The following is an 18526-nucleotide window of genomic DNA, read 5'->3' as shown; positions in this document are numbered from 1 at the left end:
CCACTTTCCGACCTTTGCCCTAAGCCTCGACCGCTTGCCAGCCGTTCCGGCAGGCTCGATACTGTCGGCAATGAGGCAAGCCCGAGACACAACGGGCTCTTGTGAGAGAGGGGAGTTTCCATGGAGCGCATCTGGCTCAAGCAATATCCGCCCGGCGTGCCCGCTGATATCGAGCCGACGCAATACGCATCGCTGGTCGACCTCCTCGAGGAGAGCTTTGCGAAGTTCGCCGACCGCAAGGCGTTCATCTGCATGGACAAGGCGATCAGCTATCGCGACCTCGACCAGATGTCGCTGGCGCTCGCCGCCTATTTGCAGGGACGCGGCCTGCAGCGCGGCGCCCGCGTCGCGATCATGATGCCGAACGTGCTGCAATATCCCGTCGCCACCGCCGCGGTGCTGCGTGCCGGCTTTGCCGTGGTCAACGTCAACCCGCTCTACACCCCGCGCGAGCTCGAGCATCAGCTCAAGGATTCCGGCGCCGAAGCCGTCATCGTGCTGGAGAATTTTGCCCACACCGTCGAGCAGGTGATCGCGAAGACTGAGGTCAAGCACGTCATCGTCGCCAGCATGGGCGATTTGCTCGGCTTCAAGGGCGTGATCGTCAATCTCGTCGTCCGCCGCGTTAAGAAGATGGTCCCGGCCTGGTCGCTGCCGGGCGCGGTGTCGTTCAACGACGCGATCTCGGCCGGTCGCGGTGCGACCTTCAACAAGCCGAAACTGTCGCCGGGCGACGTCGCCTTCCTGCAATATACCGGCGGCACCACCGGCGTCTCCAAGGGCGCCACGCTGCTCCACCGCAACATCGTCGCCAACGTCCTGCAGAACGACGCCTGGCTGCAACCGGCGATGGCCGCGCCACCGCATGTCGATCAGCTGATGATCGTCTGCGCGCTGCCGCTCTATCACATCTTCGCGCTGACGGCCTGCTACCTGCTCGCGGTGCGCGCCGGCGGCTGCAATCTGCTGATCCCCAACCCGCGCGACATCGCGGGCTTCATCAAGGAATTGGCGAAGTATCAGGTCAACAGCTTCCCGGCCGTGAACACGCTCTACAACGGGCTGATGCACCATCCAGACTTCAAGAAGCTCGACTTCTCCAAGTTGAAGATCTCCAACGGCGGCGGCATGGCCGTACAGCGCCCGGTGGCCGAGCAGTGGAAGGCCGTGACCGGCTGCTCCATCGCCGAGGGCTACGGCCTGTCGGAGACCTCGCCGACGCTAACCTGCAACACCGCCACCAATGCCGAGTTCAACGGCACGATCGGCATCCCCGTGCCATCGACCTACATCTCGATCCGCGACGACGACGGCAATGAAGTCCCGCTCGGCCAGGCCGGCGAGATCTGCGCCAAGGGCCCGCAGGTGATGTCGGGCTACTGGAACAGGCCGGAGGAGACCGCGAAGGTGATGACCGCCGACGGCTATTTCCGCACCGGCGACATCGGCATCATGGATGAGAAGGGCTACACCAGGATCGTCGACCGCAAGAAGGACATGATCCTGGTCTCCGGCTTCAACGTCTATCCCAACGAGATCGAGGAAGTGATCGCGAGCCATCCGGGCGTGCTCGAATGCGCGGTGATCGGCGTTCCCGACAGCGGGTCCGGCGAAGCGGTGAAGGCCTTCGTGGTGAAGAAAGACCCGAACCTCACGGTGGAGGACGTCATCAAGTTCTGCCGCGAGCAGCTCACCGGATACAAGGTGCCCAAGCAGATCGAATTCCGTGCCGATTTGCCCAAGACCAATGTCGGCAAGATCCTGCGCCGCGAGCTGCGCGACGAGAAGAAGGCTCAGGCGGCGTAAGGCCGCCTCGCTGGCTCATGACTGACATCGGCAACATGACGCCGGCCGGCGTTCTCGCCTTCTGGCGCGAAGCCGGTCGCGAGCGCTGGTACAAGCCCAGCGACGCGTTCGACGCGGAGGTCCGCCGCCGCTTTCTTCCGCTTTGGCAGAAGGCCGCGGCAGGCGAACTGGTGTCGTGGGAGGACTGCGACGACGGCGCACTCGCGCTCGTCATCGTACTCGACCAGTTTCCCCGCAACATGTTCCGCGGCACGCCGGAAGCCTTTGCCAGCGATCCGCTGGCGCGTGACGTCGCCCGCCGCGCCATCGCGCGGGGCGCAGATCGCAGGATCGATCCCCTCCTGCTCGAGTTCCTCTATTTGCCCTTCATGCATTCCGAGCACCTGCCTGACCAGTTGCACTGCGTTGCGCTGTTTGAAAACACCGACAATGCCGAAAATCTGAAATACGCTCGGGAGCACGCCGATATCATTGCGCGGTTCGGCCGCTTCCCCCACCGCAACCGCCTGCTCGGCCGCGACAGCACCGCGGAGGAGCGGGCCTTCCTCGACAGCGGCGGCTTTGCGGGCTGATGACATAACGGTGAAGGGTCGCCGCCCTCGCCGCTTCCCCCGCCAGCAACATTGTGCAGTGCCGCCACACGGTCTAAAAAGCCCTACCGATTTTCAGGGAGACTGACGATGGCGATCCAGACTGGCGACAAGCTGCCCGAGGCGAAATTCCGCGTGATGACGGCGGAAGGCCCGCAGGTGAAGACCACCGACGACATCTTCAAGGGCAAGAAAGTGGCGCTGTTTGCCGTGCCCGGCGCCTACACCGGCACCTGCCACAAGATGCATCTGCCGAGCATCTTCCTCAACGCCTACGCCATGAAGGACAAGGGCGTCGATACCATCGCCATCGTCTCCGTCAACGACGCCTTCGTCATGAACGCCTGGAAGCGCGACACCGACCAGCGCGACGAGGCGATCTTCCTCGCCGACGGCAACGCCGAATTCGCCAAGGCGATCGGCATGGAGTTAGATGCCTCCGGCAACGGCCTCGGCATCCGCTCCAAGCGCTATTCGATGCTGGTCGAGGATGGCGTGGTCAAGAAACTGAACCTCGAAGCAATGCCCGGCAAGGTCGAGGTGTCCGGCGGTGATACGCTGCTCGGGCAGCTGTAAGCGTTCAGGCCCGGCTTTTTCCAAGGATGACGTCATTGCCCGGGCTTCTCCCGGGCATCCACGTTCTTGGTCGCATGCAGGAAGGCGTGGATGGCCGGGTCAGGCCCGGCCATGACGAACTGAGAGAGCGAGCAATCGCCCTACTCCGCCACCCGTGTCTTCAACCTTGCCACAGCGACGCCGTCGCGCGCCAGCTGATCGGCCCGTTCGTTCTCCGGATGGCCGGCATGGCCCTTGACCCAGTGCCAGCGCACCTCATGCGCCTTCAGCGCCGCATCGAGGCGCTGCCATAGCTCGACATTCTTCACCGGCTTCCTGTCGGCGGTGCGCCAGCCGTTGCGCTTCCAGCCGTGGATCCAGCCGGTGATGCCCTGCCGGACGTATTGGCTGTCGGTGTAGAGATCGACGGTGCACGGCTTCTTCAGCGCTTCCAGCGCGGAGATTGCCGCCATCAATTCCATCTGGTTGTTGGTGGTGTGGCGCTCGCCGCCGTTCAGCTCTTTCTCCTTGTCGCCGAACTTCAGGATCGCGCCCCAGCCGCCGGGCCCGGGATTTCCCGAGCACGCGCCATCGGTATAGATCGTGACATTGGGGAGCTCGCTCACGCGACCAGTCCTGACGGCATCAGCCCGTAATCGCGTACGCTGGAGACGCTCTGGTGGAAGCGCAGCTTGCGAAAATATTCCAGCGGATCCTTCGGCTTGACCAGCGCACCGGGCGGCACATTGAGCCAGTCGACCAGCCGCGTCAGCAGGAAGCGGACGGCAGCGCCGCGCGCCAGCAGCGGCAGCACGGCCTCTTCCGCCTCGGTGAGCTTTCGCACCCGGCCGTAAGCGTTGAGGAAGGCGCGCGCCTTGGTGACGTTGAAGGAGTGATCCGGCTCGAAACACCAGGCGTTGAGGCAGATCGCAACGTCATAGGCCAGCATGTCGTTGCAGGCGAAGGTGAAGTCGATGATGCCCGAGAGCTTGTCGCCGAGGAAGAAGACGTTGTCGTTGAAGAGGTCGGCGTGGATCACGCCCTCGGGCAAATTGTTCGGCCAGACCCCGCTCGAGAGATAATCGAGCTCGTGGCCAAGGAACGCGCGCAGACCCGGCTGCACCTCGTCGGCACGGTGTGCTGCAGCATCGAACAGCGGCCGCCAGCCCGCGACCGACAGCGCGTTCGGCCGCTTGATGGCAAAGTTGGCGCCGGCCAGATGCATCCTGGCCAACCCCTCGCCGACGCCGGCGCAATGGTTCGCGTTCGGCTTGCGTGGCCAGACGCCTTCGAGAAAGGTGATGATCGCGGCCGGCCGTCCCGACAGCTCGCGCAGCGCCTCGCCGTCTCTCGCCTTCACCGGCAGCGGGCAATTGACGCCATGCTCGGCGAGATGCGTCATCAACGCGAGAAAGAACGGCAGATCGTTCTTCGCCACGCGCTTCTCGTAGAGCGTGAGGATGAACGAGGCCTGCTGATTTGCTTGGCTGGTGTGCAGCAGGAAGTTGGTGTTTTCGACGCCCTCGGCAATGCCCTTGTAGGAGAGCAGTTCGCCGAGATCGTATTGCTTCAGGAAATCCGCAAGCTCGTCGGCGGCAACGTCGGTGTAGACCGCCATAAAGGTCTACTCGGCGGCGGCTTCGGGGCGCACCTGACGCGGCAGCGGGAAGAACTCGTTTTCCTCCGCGGCCGAGACCGTTTCCACATGCAGCGTGAAGCGCTCGGCGAACGCGTCCATGATCTCCTCGACGATCACTTCCGGCGCGGATGCGCCCGCGGTGATGCCGAGGCTGGTGATGTTTTCGAACCGCTTCCAGTCGATTTCGGCGGCGCGCTGCGCCAGCACCGCGACCTTGCAGCCCTCGCGCTCGGCGACCTCGCGCAGGCGCTGCGAGTTCGACGAGTTCGGCGCGCCGACCACGATCAAGGCATCGACCACCGGCGCCACCTTCTTCACCGCGAGCTGGCGGTTGGTGGTGGCGTAACAGATGTCTTCCTTGTGCGGCCCGTTGATGTTCGGGAAGCGCTCCTTGAGCAGCGCCACGATCTCCGCGGTGTCGTCGATCGACAGCGTGGTCTGGGTCACGAAGGCGAGGTTGTTCGGATCTTTCGGAGCGATGGTCTTGGCATCCTCGGCGGTCTCGATCAGGGTGACGGCGCCGGTCGGCAACTGGCCGAGCGTGCCGACCACTTCGGGGTGATGGGAATGGCCGATCAGGAAGATCTCGCGGCCGCGCTTGAAGTGGATCGCGGCCTCGCGGTGCACCTTGGTCACCAGCGGGCAGGTCGCATCCAGCGAGAACAAATTGCGCGACGTCGCATCGGCCGGAACCGATTTCGGCACGCCATGGGCCGAGAATACCACCGGCGCCGTGGTGTTTTCCGGGATCTCGGCCAGCTCCTCGACGAAGATGGCGCCCTTCTTCTTCAACCCGTCGACGACGTATTTGTTATGCACAATCTCATGGCGAACATAGACCGGAGCGCCATACTTATCGAGCGCCCGTTCCACGGTGTCGATCGCCCGAACCACCCCGGCGCAGAAGCCGCGAGGAGAACAAAGCACGATCTTGAGGTCTGGTTTGGCTGACATTGAGCAATCTCGGGACCGAATCACCGATTCGCCTTCTGGCGAGGGACGGTCGATGGATGGAAAAGGGCCTAAAGCGGTCTGATTGGACTTTAGAGCGACTTGAGAGGGAATTGGGCCCCCTTTCGGGCGCTGTCAAGGCACTATCTATAGCAGAACCATTGCGTGACTACCCCCTCCGGGCTTATATAGCGCGAATTCCCAGTCATCGCTGATGACCACCGACTTCGCCTCCAAAGGGGTGGGCGAAGCACAAAGGAGATTTGCCATGAGCAACGCACCTCTGATGCCCAAGGCGACCGCCGTCTGGCTGCTCGACAACACCGCGCTGACCTTCGACCAGGTCGCCGATTTCACCAAGATGCATCCCCTGGAGATCCGGGCGATCGCCGACGGTGACGCCGCGCAGGGCATCAAGGGCATGGACCCCCTTTCCAACGGCCAATTGACCCGCGAGGAGATCGAACGGGCCGAGAAGAATCCGGATTACCGGCTCCGCCTCCAGGAGAGCAAGGTGGTGCTGCCGCCCCAGCCCAAGCGCAAGGGCCCGCGCTACACCCCGGTGTCGCGCCGCCACGAGCGCCCCAGCGCCATCCTCTGGCTGCTGCGCAGCCATCCCGAGCTCAAGGACGCCCAGATCATGCGCCTGGTCGGCACCACCAAGAGCACGATTGCCAGCGTTCGCGATCGCACCCACTGGAACACCTCGCAGCTGACCCCGATCGACCCCGTCACACTCGGCCTCTGCTCGCAGATCGAACTCGATTTCGAGGTGGCGCGCGCGGCCAAGGAAAAGCCGATCGACGCAGCCTATGGCGGCGCCACCCTGCTGCCCGCTTCCGAGACCACCAAGAAGGACGAGTACGAGACGTCGGAGAAGTCGAGCGACGACCTCAACGTCGACGCCGTGTTCGCCAAGCTGAAGACGCTGGGCGGCAAGAAGCAGGAGCAAGAGGAGGAGTAGTCCTCGCTCTGACATTCGCGACCGAATGCAAACGCGGCGGAAAAACCCGCCGCGTTTTTGTTTGGCTCGCTTATCCAGGACGACGATGTAGAGGGGTGGCGCGCTTCCTCAACACCGTCATTGCGAGGAGCTCTTGCGACGAAGCAATCCAGACCGCCTCCGCGGAAAGATTCTGGATTGCTTCGCTGCGCTCGCAATGACGGGGGAGAGACCTTCGCTCCCGTTACGGCCGATCCGGATGGTTCAGCATGTACTCGCCGAGATCGCGCTGTCGGCTGTCGGCGCGGGACATCGCGGCGCTGCGCTGCACGTCGCGGTCCTTGCGGCAGGCCACGTATTCGGGCGAGCCGGCCGCATAGCCGCGGCTCAGGCACACCGCATTGTCGTCGTCACCGCCCATCGCGGTCGGCGTCTGGTAACGCGCCGAGCAGGCGGAGAGAGCGAGGCCCGCAAACACGGTCGCAAGAAACGTCTTCGCATTCATGACAGTCTTTCATCCGTCGAGACGCGCGCCAAGCACGCGCCTCAGGATCAGGGTTGAGCGGAAAAATGCGGCCACTTCAAGCCCCATCTGCGCCTCACACCCGCCCCTTCAGCGCCTCCCCGATCTCGTCCAGCACCTTGGGATCCTCGATCGTGGCGGGCATGGTCCAGGTGTCGCCATCGGCGATCTTCTTGATGGTGCCGCGCAAGATCTTTCCGGAGCGCGTCTTGGGCAGGCGGCCGACGGTGATGGCGAGCTTGAAGGCGGCGACGGGGCCGAGTCTGTCGCGCACAAGGGCGACGATCTCCTTTTCGATCTCGGCGGGCGCGCGCTTCACGCCGGCCTTGAGCACCAGGAAGCCACAGGGCACCTCGCCCTTGATCGCGTCCTTGACGCCGAGCACGGCGCATTCGGCGACATCCGGATGCGAGGCCAGGATCTCCTCCATCCCGCCGGTGGAGAGCCTGTGGCCGGCGACGTTGATGATGTCGTCGGTGCGGCCCATCACGAAGACATAGCCGTCCTCGTCCTTGTAACCGGCGTCCGAGGTTTTGTAGTAGCCGGGGAATTCTGTGAGATAGGCTTCCTTGAAGCGATCGTCCTGATTCCACAGCGTCGGCAGGCAGGCCGGCGGCATCGGCAGCTTGATGACGATCGAGCCCATGGTGTTGGGACCGACGGGCTTGGCCGCTTCATCCACCACATCGACCTGGTAGCCCGGCATCGGCACCGTTGGCGAGCCGTGCTTCACCGGCAGCATGCCCAACCCCACCGGATTGCCGGCAATGCACCAGCCGGTTTCGGTCTGCCACCAATGGTCGATCACCGGCACCTTGAGCTGTTGCTCCGCCCATTCCACGGTCGGCGGATCGGCGCGCTCGCCGGCGAGGAACAGCGTGCGGAATTTCGACAGGTCATATTGCCGGATGAACTTGCCTTCCGGATCCTCTTTCCGGATCGCGCGGAACGCGGTCGGCGCGGTGAACAAGGCGACCGCCTTGTGCTCGCTGATCACGCGCCAGAACGCGCCGGCGTCGGGCGTGCCGACCGGCTTGCCCTCATACATGATCGAGGTCGCGCCGTGCAGCAGCGGGCCGTAGATGATGTAGCTGTGGCCGACCACCCAGCCGATGTCGGAGCCGCACCACCAGACCTCGCCCGGCTTGACGCCGTAGAGGTTGAACATCGACCATTTCACCGCGACGAGATGCCCGCCATTGTCGCGCACGACGCCCTTGGGAATGCCGGTGGTGCCTGAGGTGTAGAGGATGTAGAGCGGATCGGTGGCGGCGACCGGCACGCACGGCGCGGTCTTGCCGTCGTTCATTGCTTTGCGGCGCAGGCTCGCCCAATCATAGTCGCGCCTTGGGGTGAGGTCGCAGATGAGCTGCGGGCGCTGCAGCACGATGCAGGCCCTGGGCTTCGCACCCGCGAGCCTGATCGCCTCGTCGAGCAGCGGCTTGTACTGCACGATACGGCCGGGCTCGATGCCGCAGCTTGCGGAGAGAATGAGCTTCGGCTGCGCATCGTCGATGCGCGTCGCGAGCTCCTTGGCGGCAAAGCCGCCGAACACCACGGAATGCACCGCGCCGATGCGCGCGCAGGCGAGCATCGCGACCACGGCCTCCGGCACCATCGGCATGTAGAGAATGACGCGATCACCTTTGGCGACGCCAAAGTCCTGCATGATGGCGGCGAGCGCCTGCACCTCCGCGAGCAACTCGGCATAGGTGAATTTGGTGACCGAATTGGTCAGCGGCGAATCATGGATCAGCGCGACCTGGTCGGCGCGGCCGCGTTCGACGTGACGGTCGAGCGCGTTGTAGCAGGTATTGACGACACCGCCGGTGAACCAGCGGCCGTAAACGCCTTGCGCGGGGTCGAAGATCTTCTTCGGCGGCTCGATCCAGTCGATCTCCTTCGCCGCCTCGGCCCAAAAGCCCTCGGGATCGGCCAGCGAGCGCGCATAGACCTCGTGATAAAGGCTCTTTCCCTCGACGTTTCCCTGGGCATTCATGCAAGCGCTCCCGTTCCCTTTATTGGCCTTGCCTTGACCTGACGGCAGGACGTCGGTCCCGCCATGACAGGGATCAAGTGCCGACCTTGTTTGAGGCGTATTTTCCCGGGAACGGGCCGCGGTTCAAGCTGAAAAGGAAGATGAAGCTACCTGTCTCACCGTTCTTGCAGGGAAAGGCGAAGAAAAGCGACTAGCCTTCCATCGCGTTCAACCGCTGCAACCGATCCTGCATGACCTTCTTCAGATCGTCGCCGGGGCGGCGGAGGCTGGCGTCGCGGGTGGCGAGGAAATCGCGCTGGGACCTGCGCAGGGCGCCCGCCGAGCGCTTGCCCGCTGATTTCAGCACGCGCTCATAGGTCTCGGCGATCTGGCGGTCGAGCACGCCCAATTGCGGATCAGCGCAGATCACCTTCTCGACCTCGCGCTTCGCCGCCGCACAATCGAACGACGGGCCATTGCCGGAATTCGCGGCCAGCGGGCGCGGAGCCTCGGCGCCGAACTTTGCGATCTCCGCCATCATGGTGCGGCGGCCGTCCGCGGCATTCGCGTTGCCGGGATCGAGCCGCAGCGCGCTCTCGTAATCGGCCAGCGCGTTCTTGCGGTCGCCCATCTTCGTGTAGAGCACGGCGCGGTTGTTGTAGGTCTGCGCGAAATTCGGATCGAGTTTCAGCGCAGCCTCGTAGTCGCCGAGCGCCGCCCCTCGCCCTTGAACTGATAGGAATCGCCGCGGTTGGTGAAGAAGTTCGGCCGCGGTGCCAGCCGCAGCGCCTGGTCGTAATCGGCAATCGCCTTGTCGTAGTCCTTCATCGCGGCATAGGAGAGCCCGCGATTGTCGTAATATTCCGGCGCTTTCGGATCGAGCCTGATCGCCTCGCTGTCGTCGGCAACCGACTTGTCGAGCTGACCGAGCTTCTTGTAGGCGGCACCGCGATTGGTGTAGCTGCGCGGCCGATTCGGATCGAGCCGCAAGGCCTCGCTGAGATCGGCGACCGCTCTCTCGTTGTCACCGTTGAGATAATAGGTCGCGCCGCGATCGGACCAGGCTTGCGCATAATCCGGCTTCAGCTTGATCGCCTGGTCGTAATCGGCAAGCGCACGGTCGAGCCGGCGCTGAGTGGTATAGGCTACGCCGCGCAGCTCATAAGCCTCGGCATCCCGCGGATCGAGTTCGATCGCCTTGCTGAGATCGGACGTGGCGCGGTTGAGATCGCCACCCGCCTCTCGCAACAGATCGCCGCGCAGGCGCCAGGCGCGCGCGTTCTTGCCGTCGAGCGCGATGGCGCGGTCGATATCCCGCAGCGCCTGCGTGAGGCCGCCGGAGCTCCGCGCATTGGCATCGGCACGAACCAGCAGCGCCGCGACCCGGTCGGAGTTTGGATTCGAGATCTGGTCGATAATGGCGCTGCACGCCGTAGTCAATTCCGCTGGCGCGGCCTTGCTTCCCATCACGCAATCGGCGGCAGCCGACGCCGGGGCGGCGAAAACGAGGCTGACCGCCGCGCTGAGGAGTAAGGCGCGCAACGCGGTTTTGGATATTTGCGCGGAAGAACGCGGGCCGCACATGAGGAAGGCTCCGTAACATCAGGTTTTTACCATTGTCGCGGCGGACGGAGAGTGGGTTCAAAATGGGGCTTTCGCGCCGTCATGGCCGGGCTTGTCCCGGCCAGCCACGCCTTCGCCGCGGCACAGAGAACGTGGATGCCCGGGACAAGCCCGGGCATGACGACCTCCTATGAGGCGAACACCATCAATATCCGTCCGCGCCGTTCAGCTTTTGCAGCCGCTCCTGCATCGCCTTCCTCAAATCATAGCCCGGCCGGCCGAACCCGGCGTTCCGGCGTGCAATAAAGTCATCCTGCTCGCGCTGGAGCGCCTTCGCCTCGCCCGCATTGCGCGCCTCACGCAGCACGCGCGCATTGGCGGCATAGACCTCGCGGTCGAGGTCGGCGAGCTCGCGGTTGGCGCAGATTGCCTTCTCGACGGGGCGGCGCGCGCCTGCGCAATTGAAGCTGGGCTTGCCGGCCACCGCCATCTGCGCACCGATCCGCTCGAGCTCGCGCGAGAGCGCCTTGTGATTGGCCTTGGCCCTCTCGTGATTCGGATCGATCCGGAGCGCCGCCCCAAAATCCTGCACCGCCTTGGGCCGGTCTCCCTTCTTCAGCCAGAGTTCGCCGCGGGTGTTGAAGAGATCGGCGAGTGTCGGATCGAGCAAAAGCGCGCGGCTGTCATCGGCGATGGCGCGGTCGATCTGATCACGCCGTGCATGGAGCGCGCCGCGTGCGATCAGCGCCTTGATCAGGTCGGGCTTTGCGGTCTTCTCGTTGTCGATGACTGCGGCGCAGGCCGAGGCCGCCTTGTCCATGTCGTCGGCCGCAGCGGCGGCCAGACATGGCGCAACGTCGACCTGCACGACGGCGGCCGGCTCGTCCCCGGTCGCGGCATGGGCCGCCCCGAGCGCGAGCGCACCCAGCAGCACAACGCCGGACAACTGAATCAGACCGGAAGGACGCATGTTCGTTGTAATCGGAAGCTCTTGCTTTCTGGCCGCACTATCCATCATACGGCCGGATTGGTGCTAGCTTGTGGCACCGCTCAAATCGGTTTCGGGGATCGTCGTGACGACATTCGAATGGATCATCGCGCTTCTGCTCGGCGCCGTTGCATTATCGGCGCTGGCGCGGCGGATCAAGGTCCCCTATCCGACCTTTCTCGCGATCGGCGGCGCGCTGATCGCCTTCTTGCCGTCGGGCCCGTCCTGGACGCTCGACCCTGGCCTGGCCTTGGCACTTTTTGTCGCACCGGTGCTGTTGGATGCCGCATTCGACACTTCGCTGCGCGATCTCCGCAACAACTGGGTTCCGGTCTCGACCCTGGTCGTGGCTGCGGTCGGCCTGACCACGATCGGCGTGGCCGTTGTCGCGCACTGGCTGATGCCTGAGATGCCCTGGGCCGCCGCGATTGCGCTCGGCGCCATCGTGGCGCCGCCGGATGCCGCGGCCGCCGTCGCGATCCTGAGCCAGGTGAAGCTACCCTATCGGATGGTGAAGGTTCTGGAGGGCGAAAGCCTGCTCAACGATGCGACCGCGCTGCTGATCTACCGCATCGCCGTGGGCGCGGTCGCCATGGAGCACCTGAAATGGAGTGAGGTCGCGCCGACCATCGCGCTGGCGCTGGTCGGCAGCGCCGTCGCCGGGTTTGTGGCGGCGCGCGTCGTCCCGCTGCTGCTGGAGCGGATCACGGAGGCCCCGAGTTCGATCATCGTGCAGTTCACCACCACCTTCATGATCTGGATCGGCGCCGAGCATCTTGGCCTCTCGGGCATCCTCACCATCGTCGTCTACGCGATCACGATGGCGCGCGGCGCACCGGCCCGCATGCCGGCGCGGCTGCGGGTGCCGTCCTATGCGGTCTGGGAGACCATGGTGTTCGTGCTCAACGTGCTCGCCTTCATGCTGATCGGCATGCAGATGCGACCGATCTGGATACGGCTCGACGCGGACGTGCGCTGGGAGTATTGCGTGGCGGCTGGCTGCATCCTGCTCACGGTCATTGTGGTCCGGCTTGCCTGGATCACGTTCTATCGCACGTCGTTGCACGTGCTGATCGCGCGCGGAGTCTATCACCCGAAGGATCCGAAAGCCGTCGCCTCGCCCAAGGGCGGCCTCATCATCGCCTGGTGCGGCATGCGCGGCCTCATCACGCTCGCTGCCGCCTTTGCGCTGCCGGAGGCTTTTCCCTATCGCGATTTCATCCTGTTCAGCGCCTTTGCGGTCGTGCTCGGCACCCTCGTGGTCCAGGGTCTGACGCTGCGGCCGCTGATCCTCGCCTTCGACCTCAGGGACGACGACCCCGTCGCCGTCGAGGTCGCGCGCGCCCGCGCCATCGCCTATCGTGCCGCACTCGATGCAATCGAGGACGATCCGTCCGAGGAAGCGGAAATCCTGCGGCTCGAATATCGCGCCGTGCTGATGCGGGCGGACGACGACCCGAACGGCGGCGTCGCCACCGGCGAACTGCCCGCCGACCCGCTGCGCCGCCGCGCCATCGACGCCGCGCGCAAATCGATCTTCAGCCTGCGCGCCACCGAGGTCATCGGCGATGACGCGTTTCACCGGATCGAGGAGGATCTGGATCGCGCGGAGCTGAGCGCGGGGGGATAGCTCGTCGTCCTGGCGAAGGCGGAGATTCGAGTTACGCCCCCGCCTTGCAGGTGATCCCGCCGTCGACCACGAGCTCGATCCCGGTCACATATTTCGACTCGTCCGAGGCCAGGAACAGCGCGGCGTTGGCGACGTCCCAGGCGTCGCCCATGTGGCCCATCGGCACCTGCGCATCACGCGCGCGCCACATCGCTTCGACATCGCCCTTGGCGTAGCTCGCGGCGAGGCCCGCCGAATGCTCCACCATCGGCGTCTTCATCAGGCCGGGCAGGATCGCGTTCACCCGCACATGGTGCCGGGCGAAGTCGATCGCGGTGGTGCGCGTCATCTGGTTCATCGCGGCCTTCGAGGTGCCGTAGGTGACGTAGGAGATGCCCATGTGGCGGATCGAGGCGATCGAGGAAATGTTGATGATTGAGCCGCCGCCCTGCTTCACCATTCCGGGAATGACGTGCTTCATGGCGAAATAGGCGCTCTTGAGGTTGACGCTGAAGACGCGGTCCCAGCTCTCCTCCGTCACCTCGACCACGCTGCCCATCTCGGCGATGCCGACATTGTTGTCGAGCACATCGATACGGCCGTAAGCTTTAAGGCACGCCGCGACCATCGCTTCGACTTCGGCTGCGCGCGAGACATCGGCGGTGAACGCCGTCGCCTTGCCGCCTTCGCCAGTGATGATCTTGGCGGTTTCTTCGGCGGCAGCGCCATTGCGATCGACGCAAAACACCTGCGCACCCTCGCGCGCAAACGTCACGGCGGTGGCCTTGCCGTTGCCCCAGCCGGGCCCGATCGAACCGGCGCCCACCACCATCGCAACCTTGCCCTTGAGCCGGTCCATCGCGTGTCTCCCTTTTTGTTCTTTGTAGCCCGGATGGAGCGCAGCGCAATCCGGGGCCGCTGTTCCCGGATTACGCTTTCGCTCCATCCGGGCTACGGATCTTTACAGGCGCTCATTTTGGTGACGTTAGCACCGATGGGGTGGCCGACAATCTCAGAAAGAGTCTGGCACGCCCCGTCATGGCACAACCGCCATTCTCCGGCCGCGCCGGAATTGCCGAGCACCACCTCCGGCATTGGTGCGTGCCGCGGTTGCCATTGAAACCAGCCGTCGACGAGTCGTGCCTCGGGCGGCGGCTCCATGCCCGGGCCGGTGCCCTTGACGCGGGCCTGCACCAGTTCGAGGCCGGCCGGTGTGACGCGCCAGTCTTCCTGCCAGTCGACCTTCGCGATCGAATGCGTCCACACCAGCGTGAAGGCGGACAGCGCCAGCGCCTTCACGCCTCCCGCTGTTGCGAAGCAGAGACTCACATCGCCTCGACGATCGCCGGCGGGCGCTGCCGCCATTGCCACAGCACGAGCGCTGCGGAGAGCACGAAGCCCGCAGTGTCGCTGAACGGGAAGTCACCGAGCAGGCACATCGCGGCGCCGAGCGCGACCAGGCGCTCGAGCAACGTCATCCTCGTGAACAGGAAGCCGATCGCGACCATGCCGAACAGCGCGATCGCCACCAGCGCCTTGAAGCTCGCCAGCGCCACCGCGCCGTAGAAGCCGAGCTTGGCCGCCATGGGGTCGCCGGCCTGCAACATCAGCGCCGGCGAATAGACGAAGATGAAGGGAATGACGTAGCCGGCGAGCGCGATCCGCATCGCTTCCCAGCCGATCTTGTCCGGATTCTCCTTCGCGATCGGCGCCGCGGCAAGCGCTGCGAGTGCAACCGGCGGCGAGAGGTCGGCCATGATGCCGTAATAGAACGCGAACATGTGGCTCGCGATCAAGGGCACGCCGAGCTTCGCCAGCGCGGGCGCCGCGAGCGCGGCGGTGATGATGTAGGTCGGGATCGTCGGGATGCCGGTGCCGAGCAGGATCGACAGCAGCATGGTCATGATCAGCGCCAGGAACAGGCTCTTCTCACCGAGCCCGATCACCCAGCTTCCAAAAATAGTGCCGACGCCGGTCTGCGACATCATGCCGATGATGACGCCGACGATGGCGCAGGCCATGCCGACGGTGATGGCGGATTTGGCGCTTTCGGCAAGCGAGTCACGGCAGGAGCGCAACGCAGCGAACCCGCCGCGGACGAACGCCGTGATCACGATCAGCCCGACCACGACGCAAGCGACTGGAACGATCTGCAGGCCGTCACGCGAGAGCGCGGCGACGACGAGCGCGAGGCCGATCCAGAAGACGTAACGGATGGCGGCGCCGGAGACACCCGCGATGATGCTGGTCCCCAGGATCAGCGCCACCGTGAGTGCGAGGCCCATGCTGCCGGCATAAAGCGGGGTAAAGCCTTCGAACAGCATGTAGACGAGCGCCGCAAGCGGCAGCACGAGATACCAGCCTTTCACCAGCGCCTTCCAGGCGTTCGGAACCTCGGAGCGCTTCATGCCGGTGAGGCCGTGCTTGCCGGCTTCCAGATGCACCATCCAGAAGGCCGATGCGAAATAGAGCATCGCGGGGATCGCCGCCGCCTTCACGATCTCCGAATACTGGACGCCGAGCGTCTCCGCCATGATGAAGGCGACCGCGCCCATCACCGGCGGCATGATCTGGCCGCCCATCGAGGCGGTGGCCTCGACGCCGGCGGCGAAGGCGCGGCGATAGCCGAATCTGATCATGAGGGGAATCGTGAACTGGCCGACGGTGACGACGTTGGCGACACCGGAGCCCGAGATCGTGCCCATCATGCCGGAGGCGAACACCGCAACCTTGGCCGGACCGCCGCGGGTCCTGCCGAACAGCCCAAGAGAAACGTCGGTGAAGAGCTGGATCATGCCGGCGCGCTCCAGGAACGAGCCGAACAGGATGAACAGGAAAATGTAGGTCGCCGAGACGTAGATCGGCACGCCATAAAAACCTTCGGTGCCGTAGGCGAGATGGGTGATGATCTGGTCGAAATCGTAGCCGCGATGATTGAGTGGTGACGGCAGATACTGCCCGAAGAACCAGTAGACGAGACACGCGCCGCACATCAGCGGCAGCGCCGCGCCCATCAGCCGCCGCGTCCCCTCGAAGATCAAGACGGCGAGCAGCGTGCCGACCGCAAGATCGAGCCTGGTCGGATCGCCATCACGCGCGATCAGATCGGCATAGAAGATCCATTGATAGAGCCCGCAGAAGAATCCGGCGGCGCCGATCACCCAGCCGAACGCGCGGCCAAAGTTGCTCTTGGCGGTGAAGTTGGCGATCAGGCCAAAGGTGAGCAGGACCAGGAAGCCGACATGGACACCGCGCACCACCTGGCTCGGCAGATAATTGAAAGCGGCGACATAGAGTTGGAAGGTCGCAAAGGCGATGCCGATCCAGTAAGCGAGCGTGCCCCACCAGCCCGGGCCAAAGCCTTCCGGAAAACCATGCTCGAAATTGTCGAACTCGACCTTGATGGGCGCTTGGGTGCCCTCTGGCTGTTCCTGCATCTCAATCCGTCCCCAACCGTCCAGCGCTTATAACATTGGCACGGCGTCTCCTGACCGTCATGCCCGGGCTTGTCCCGGGCATCCACGATCTTTCTCGCCTGGCCATAGAACGTGGATGGCCGGGACATCTGCGCGAAGACGCGCTTCGCGCTTTTGCCCGGCCATGACGTCCGATACCGAGAGCCGACCCTACTTGATCAGCCCTTTTTCCTTGTAATAGCGGATCGCGCCGGGGTGCAGCGGAACCGGGCTGCCGGTGGCCGCCGTCTCGAGCTTGATCTCCTTGCCGGCTGCGTGCGCATTGGCGAGTTCCGGCAGTGACTCGTAGACCAGCTTGGTCATCTGGTAGGCGAGATCGTCCGACACGGCCGATGAGGTCACGAGATAGTTGACCACGGCCGCGGTCGGCACGTCCTTGTCCTGGCCAGAATAGGTGTTGGCCGGAATGACCGTCGAGATGAAGGGGGGCCCGATCTTGTCGACGGTCTCCTTCGGCACGGCCACGACCGTGATCGCACTCGAGCTCGAGAGATCCTTCAGTGAGGCCACGCCGAGACCTGCCGATTGCAACGTCGCACTGAGCTGGCGGTTCTTCATGAGGTCGACGGATTCAGCGAACGGCAGATATTCGACCTTGCCGAGGTCTTTGTAGGTCATGCCGGCCGCGGCCAGGATCGCACGCGAGTTCAGCTCCGTACCCGATTTCGGCGCGCCGACCGACAGGCTCTTGCCCTTGAGGTCCGCGAGCGTCTTGATGCCGCTCTCGGCGGTCGCGACGATCTGGATGTAGTTCGGATAGATCGCGCCAATGGTCCTGAGCTTGTCGAGCTTGGTCTTGAACCCGGCCTCCTCGTCGCCCTCCCAGGCGGCCTTCAGCGAGTCACCCAGCGTGAACGCCAGCTCGCCGCGGCCCTGCTGCAGCAGGATGAGATTCTCGACCGACGCCTTGGTGGCCTGCACCTGCGTCTTCACGTTCGGAATCTTGTCGCCGTAGATCTTCCCGATCGCGACTCCGAGCGGATAGTAGACGCCGGAGGTGCCCCCGGTCAGCACGTTGATGAAGGATTGCGCCTGCGCGCAAGGTGCCGACGCCGCCAGAGCAAAAGCCGCGGCCACGCCGAAGATCGTCCGTTTCATGGTTGTTGTACTCCCCAAACCAGCGACGAAATTGGCCGGATGAGGGAGGCGGGTCAACCCATCCAAAAGATAAAACAGGGCTGCGGTAAACGGCCGTTTTGGCTTGATTTTTTCAAGGAACCCGGCCGGTGCGGCGACGTGGCGCAGCCCGGTCGTTGGAGCACGCCTCGCCGTCGCCAGCCAGTTTCAATAGCGAGCCGTCACTGGCAAGCGGTCACTGGAACGTCATGTCCAGGCATTTGGAGATGTCGGAGCCGAGACCGGAGGAGATGGTGATGCAGCCGCGCACCTTCTGCGCGGTCATGTCGGCGGCCCAGATCGAGTAGCCGCCGGGGCCGAAGAACGAATTGGTGTTCGGCGGCTCGGTCTCGGTCGCGTCGAAATCATAGTGCCCGTCGGCCTCGAAGACGCGCGGCTTCTTGGTGCAGCCGCCGTCGGTCTGAACGTTGATGACTTCCTTGTTGTCGCGGGTCAGCGCCAGCGAGACCTGGCAGCGAAAATACTCCGAAGTCTTGGTATTGAAGAGATAGGTGTAGGACCTGCAAGTCGCAGTGTTGAGCTTGCCCGGGGCAAGGCCGCGGCTGCATGAAATCCGCTGGTTGTGGCTGAGCTGGTAATCATCGGCAGCCCGAGCGGCCGGCGCCAGCGCAGTCAGCGACAATGCGGCAGCCCAGCAAAATTTAATGACGTGGCGCATTCGAATCATCCCCACCAATATCTTTGTCGTGTTGCGTTCTAGACTGAAAGCGGAACATAGTCGCGAGGGGACGAAGGGAAAATCACAAACTGCTGGGCAAGACGTGATGT

General features: G+C 64.2%; 16 protein-coding genes and 1 pseudogene. 5 read left to right on the top strand and 12 right to left on the bottom strand.

The features are described 5' to 3' along the window. Positions 1–120: 120 nt before the first annotated feature. From JJE66_RS14040 to JJE66_RS14030, 3 genes are all read left to right on the top strand, one after another. Entirely contained in the window at positions 121–1806 is a 1686-nt protein-coding gene (locus tag JJE66_RS14040) for a long-chain fatty acid--CoA ligase (RefSeq protein ID WP_200514831.1), read from the top strand. A gap of 17 nt (positions 1807–1823) precedes the next feature. Next, on the top strand, positions 1824–2378 hold the full coding sequence (locus JJE66_RS14035; RefSeq protein WP_200514830.1) for a DUF924 family protein: 555 nt from the start codon (positions 1824–1826) through the stop codon (positions 2376–2378). Between the two features lie 108 nt (positions 2379–2486). Beyond that, positions 2487–2972, top strand: a complete 486-nt coding sequence (locus JJE66_RS14030) for a peroxiredoxin (RefSeq protein ID WP_200514829.1) — start codon at positions 2487–2489, stop codon at positions 2970–2972. A 140-nt stretch (positions 2973–3112) separates the two neighbouring features. Here the strand turns inward: JJE66_RS14030 and rnhA are convergent, their stop codons facing one another. The 3 genes from rnhA to ispH are packed head-to-tail and all read right to left on the bottom strand — an operon-like array spanning position 3113 to position 5544. After that, positions 3113–3577 carry a ribonuclease HI gene (gene rnhA, locus JJE66_RS14025; RefSeq protein ID WP_200514828.1) on the bottom strand — a complete coding sequence of 155 codons (465 nt, stop codon included), beginning with the start codon at positions 3575–3577 and terminating at the stop codon, positions 3113–3115. Continuing rightward, positions 3574–4569 (bottom strand): homoserine kinase, encoded by a 996-nt coding sequence (locus JJE66_RS14020; RefSeq protein WP_200514827.1) that lies wholly within the window; start codon positions 4567–4569, stop codon positions 3574–3576. Before JJE66_RS14020 ends, rnhA begins: the two co-directional genes overlap by 4 nt. Positions 4570–4575: 6 nt before the next feature. Continuing rightward, positions 4576–5544 (bottom strand): 4-hydroxy-3-methylbut-2-enyl diphosphate reductase, encoded by a 969-nt coding sequence (gene ispH / locus JJE66_RS14015; protein WP_200514826.1) that lies wholly within the window; start codon positions 5542–5544, stop codon positions 4576–4578. Between the two features lie 265 nt (positions 5545–5809). Here ispH and JJE66_RS14010 point away from each other — a divergent pair, with 265 nt between their 5' ends. Then, on the top strand, positions 5810–6505 hold the full coding sequence (locus JJE66_RS14010) for a DUF1013 domain-containing protein (RefSeq protein WP_200514825.1): 696 nt from the start codon (positions 5810–5812) through the stop codon (positions 6503–6505). 223 nt (positions 6506–6728) lie between these two features. Here JJE66_RS14010 and JJE66_RS14005 read toward each other — a convergent pair whose 3' ends face one another. The 4 genes and pseudogenes from JJE66_RS14005 to JJE66_RS13990 all read right to left on the bottom strand — a co-directional run bounded on the left by JJE66_RS14005 (position 6729) and on the right by JJE66_RS13990 (position 11518). Further along, positions 6729–6989 carry a hypothetical protein gene (locus JJE66_RS14005; protein ID WP_200514824.1) on the bottom strand — a complete coding sequence of 87 codons (261 nt, stop codon included), beginning with the start codon at positions 6987–6989 and terminating at the stop codon, positions 6729–6731. Positions 6990–7083: 94 nt separating this feature from the next. After that, positions 7084–9006, bottom strand: a complete 1923-nt coding sequence (locus JJE66_RS14000) for a propionyl-CoA synthetase (RefSeq protein WP_200514823.1) — start codon at positions 9004–9006, stop codon at positions 7084–7086. 190 nt (positions 9007–9196) lie between these two features. After that, positions 9197–10569: pseudogene (locus JJE66_RS13995) on the bottom strand (tetratricopeptide repeat protein). A 184-nt stretch (positions 10570–10753) separates the two neighbouring features. Continuing rightward, positions 10754–11518 (bottom strand): hypothetical protein, encoded by a 765-nt coding sequence (locus JJE66_RS13990; protein WP_200514822.1) that lies wholly within the window; start codon positions 11516–11518, stop codon positions 10754–10756. A 70-nt stretch (positions 11519–11588) separates the two neighbouring features. Between JJE66_RS13990 and JJE66_RS13985 the strand changes: the two genes are divergently transcribed. Then, positions 11589–13166, top strand: coding sequence for a cation:proton antiporter (locus tag JJE66_RS13985; protein ID WP_200514821.1), 1578 nt, complete (start codon positions 11589–11591; stop codon positions 13164–13166). Positions 13167–13197: 31 nt separating this feature from the next. Here the strand turns inward: JJE66_RS13985 and JJE66_RS13980 are convergent, their stop codons facing one another. From JJE66_RS13980 to JJE66_RS13960, 5 genes are all read right to left on the bottom strand, one after another. Further along, complete coding sequence (locus tag JJE66_RS13980) at positions 13198–14004, bottom strand: SDR family NAD(P)-dependent oxidoreductase (RefSeq protein WP_200514820.1); 807 nt, start codon at positions 14002–14004, stop codon at positions 13198–13200. A 92-nt stretch (positions 14005–14096) separates the two neighbouring features. Further along, positions 14097–14510 carry a DUF1850 domain-containing protein gene (locus JJE66_RS13975; RefSeq protein WP_200514819.1) on the bottom strand — a complete coding sequence of 138 codons (414 nt, stop codon included), beginning with the start codon at positions 14508–14510 and terminating at the stop codon, positions 14097–14099. After that, complete coding sequence (locus JJE66_RS13970; protein ID WP_200514818.1) at positions 14471–16582, bottom strand: TRAP transporter permease; 2112 nt, start codon at positions 16580–16582, stop codon at positions 14471–14473. The genes JJE66_RS13975 and JJE66_RS13970 overlap by 40 nt, the downstream gene beginning before the upstream one ends. 189 nt (positions 16583–16771) lie before the next feature. After that, entirely contained in the window at positions 16772–17719 is a 948-nt protein-coding gene (locus JJE66_RS13965) for a TAXI family TRAP transporter solute-binding subunit (protein ID WP_200514817.1), read from the bottom strand. Positions 17720–17933: 214 nt separating this feature from the next. Then, positions 17934–18416, bottom strand: coding sequence for a hypothetical protein (locus tag JJE66_RS13960; RefSeq protein ID WP_200514816.1), 483 nt, complete (start codon positions 18414–18416; stop codon positions 17934–17936). Between the last annotated feature and the right edge of the window lie 110 nt (positions 18417–18526).

The organism is Bradyrhizobium diazoefficiens, assembly GCF_016612535.1.
Classification (GTDB): domain Bacteria; phylum Pseudomonadota; class Alphaproteobacteria; order Rhizobiales; family Xanthobacteraceae; genus Bradyrhizobium; species Bradyrhizobium diazoefficiens_C.
Note: the sequence above shows the minus strand (reverse complement) of the source record. Positions and strands in the feature narration are given on the sequence as shown.

Bases quoted from the DNA above. Each gene is read 5' to 3' on its own strand.
- JJE66_RS13965 (WP_200514817.1), bottom strand. From the start codon at position 17,719: ATGAAACGGACGATCTTCGGCGTGGCCGCGGCTTTTGCTCTGGCGGCG.
- JJE66_RS14035 (WP_200514830.1), top strand. From the start codon at position 1,824: ATGACTGACATCGGCAACATGACGCCGGCCGGCGTTCTCGCCTTCTGG.
- JJE66_RS13975 (WP_200514819.1), bottom strand. From the start codon at position 14,510: ATGGCGGCAGCGCCCGCCGGCGATCGTCGAGGCGATGTGAGTCTCTGC.
- JJE66_RS13990 (WP_200514822.1), bottom strand. From the start codon at position 11,518: ATGCGTCCTTCCGGTCTGATTCAGTTGTCCGGCGTTGTGCTGCTGGGT.
- JJE66_RS14030 (WP_200514829.1), top strand. From the start codon at position 2,487: ATGGCGATCCAGACTGGCGACAAGCTGCCCGAGGCGAAATTCCGCGTG.
- JJE66_RS13980 (WP_200514820.1), bottom strand. From the start codon at position 14,004: ATGGACCGGCTCAAGGGCAAGGTTGCGATGGTGGTGGGCGCCGGTTCG.
- JJE66_RS14040 (WP_200514831.1), top strand. From the start codon at position 121: ATGGAGCGCATCTGGCTCAAGCAATATCCGCCCGGCGTGCCCGCTGAT.
- JJE66_RS14005 (WP_200514824.1), bottom strand. From the start codon at position 6,989: ATGAATGCGAAGACGTTTCTTGCGACCGTGTTTGCGGGCCTCGCTCTC.
- ispH (WP_200514826.1), bottom strand. From the start codon at position 5,544: ATGTCAGCCAAACCAGACCTCAAGATCGTGCTTTGTTCTCCTCGCGGC.
- JJE66_RS14010 (WP_200514825.1), top strand. From the start codon at position 5,810: ATGAGCAACGCACCTCTGATGCCCAAGGCGACCGCCGTCTGGCTGCTC.
- JJE66_RS13970 (WP_200514818.1), bottom strand. From the start codon at position 16,582: ATGCAGGAACAGCCAGAGGGCACCCAAGCGCCCATCAAGGTCGAGTTC.
- JJE66_RS14020 (WP_200514827.1), bottom strand. From the start codon at position 4,569: ATGGCGGTCTACACCGACGTTGCCGCCGACGAGCTTGCGGATTTCCTG.
- JJE66_RS14000 (WP_200514823.1), bottom strand. From the start codon at position 9,006: ATGAATGCCCAGGGAAACGTCGAGGGAAAGAGCCTTTATCACGAGGTC.
- JJE66_RS13960 (WP_200514816.1), bottom strand. From the start codon at position 18,416: ATGCGCCACGTCATTAAATTTTGCTGGGCTGCCGCATTGTCGCTGACT.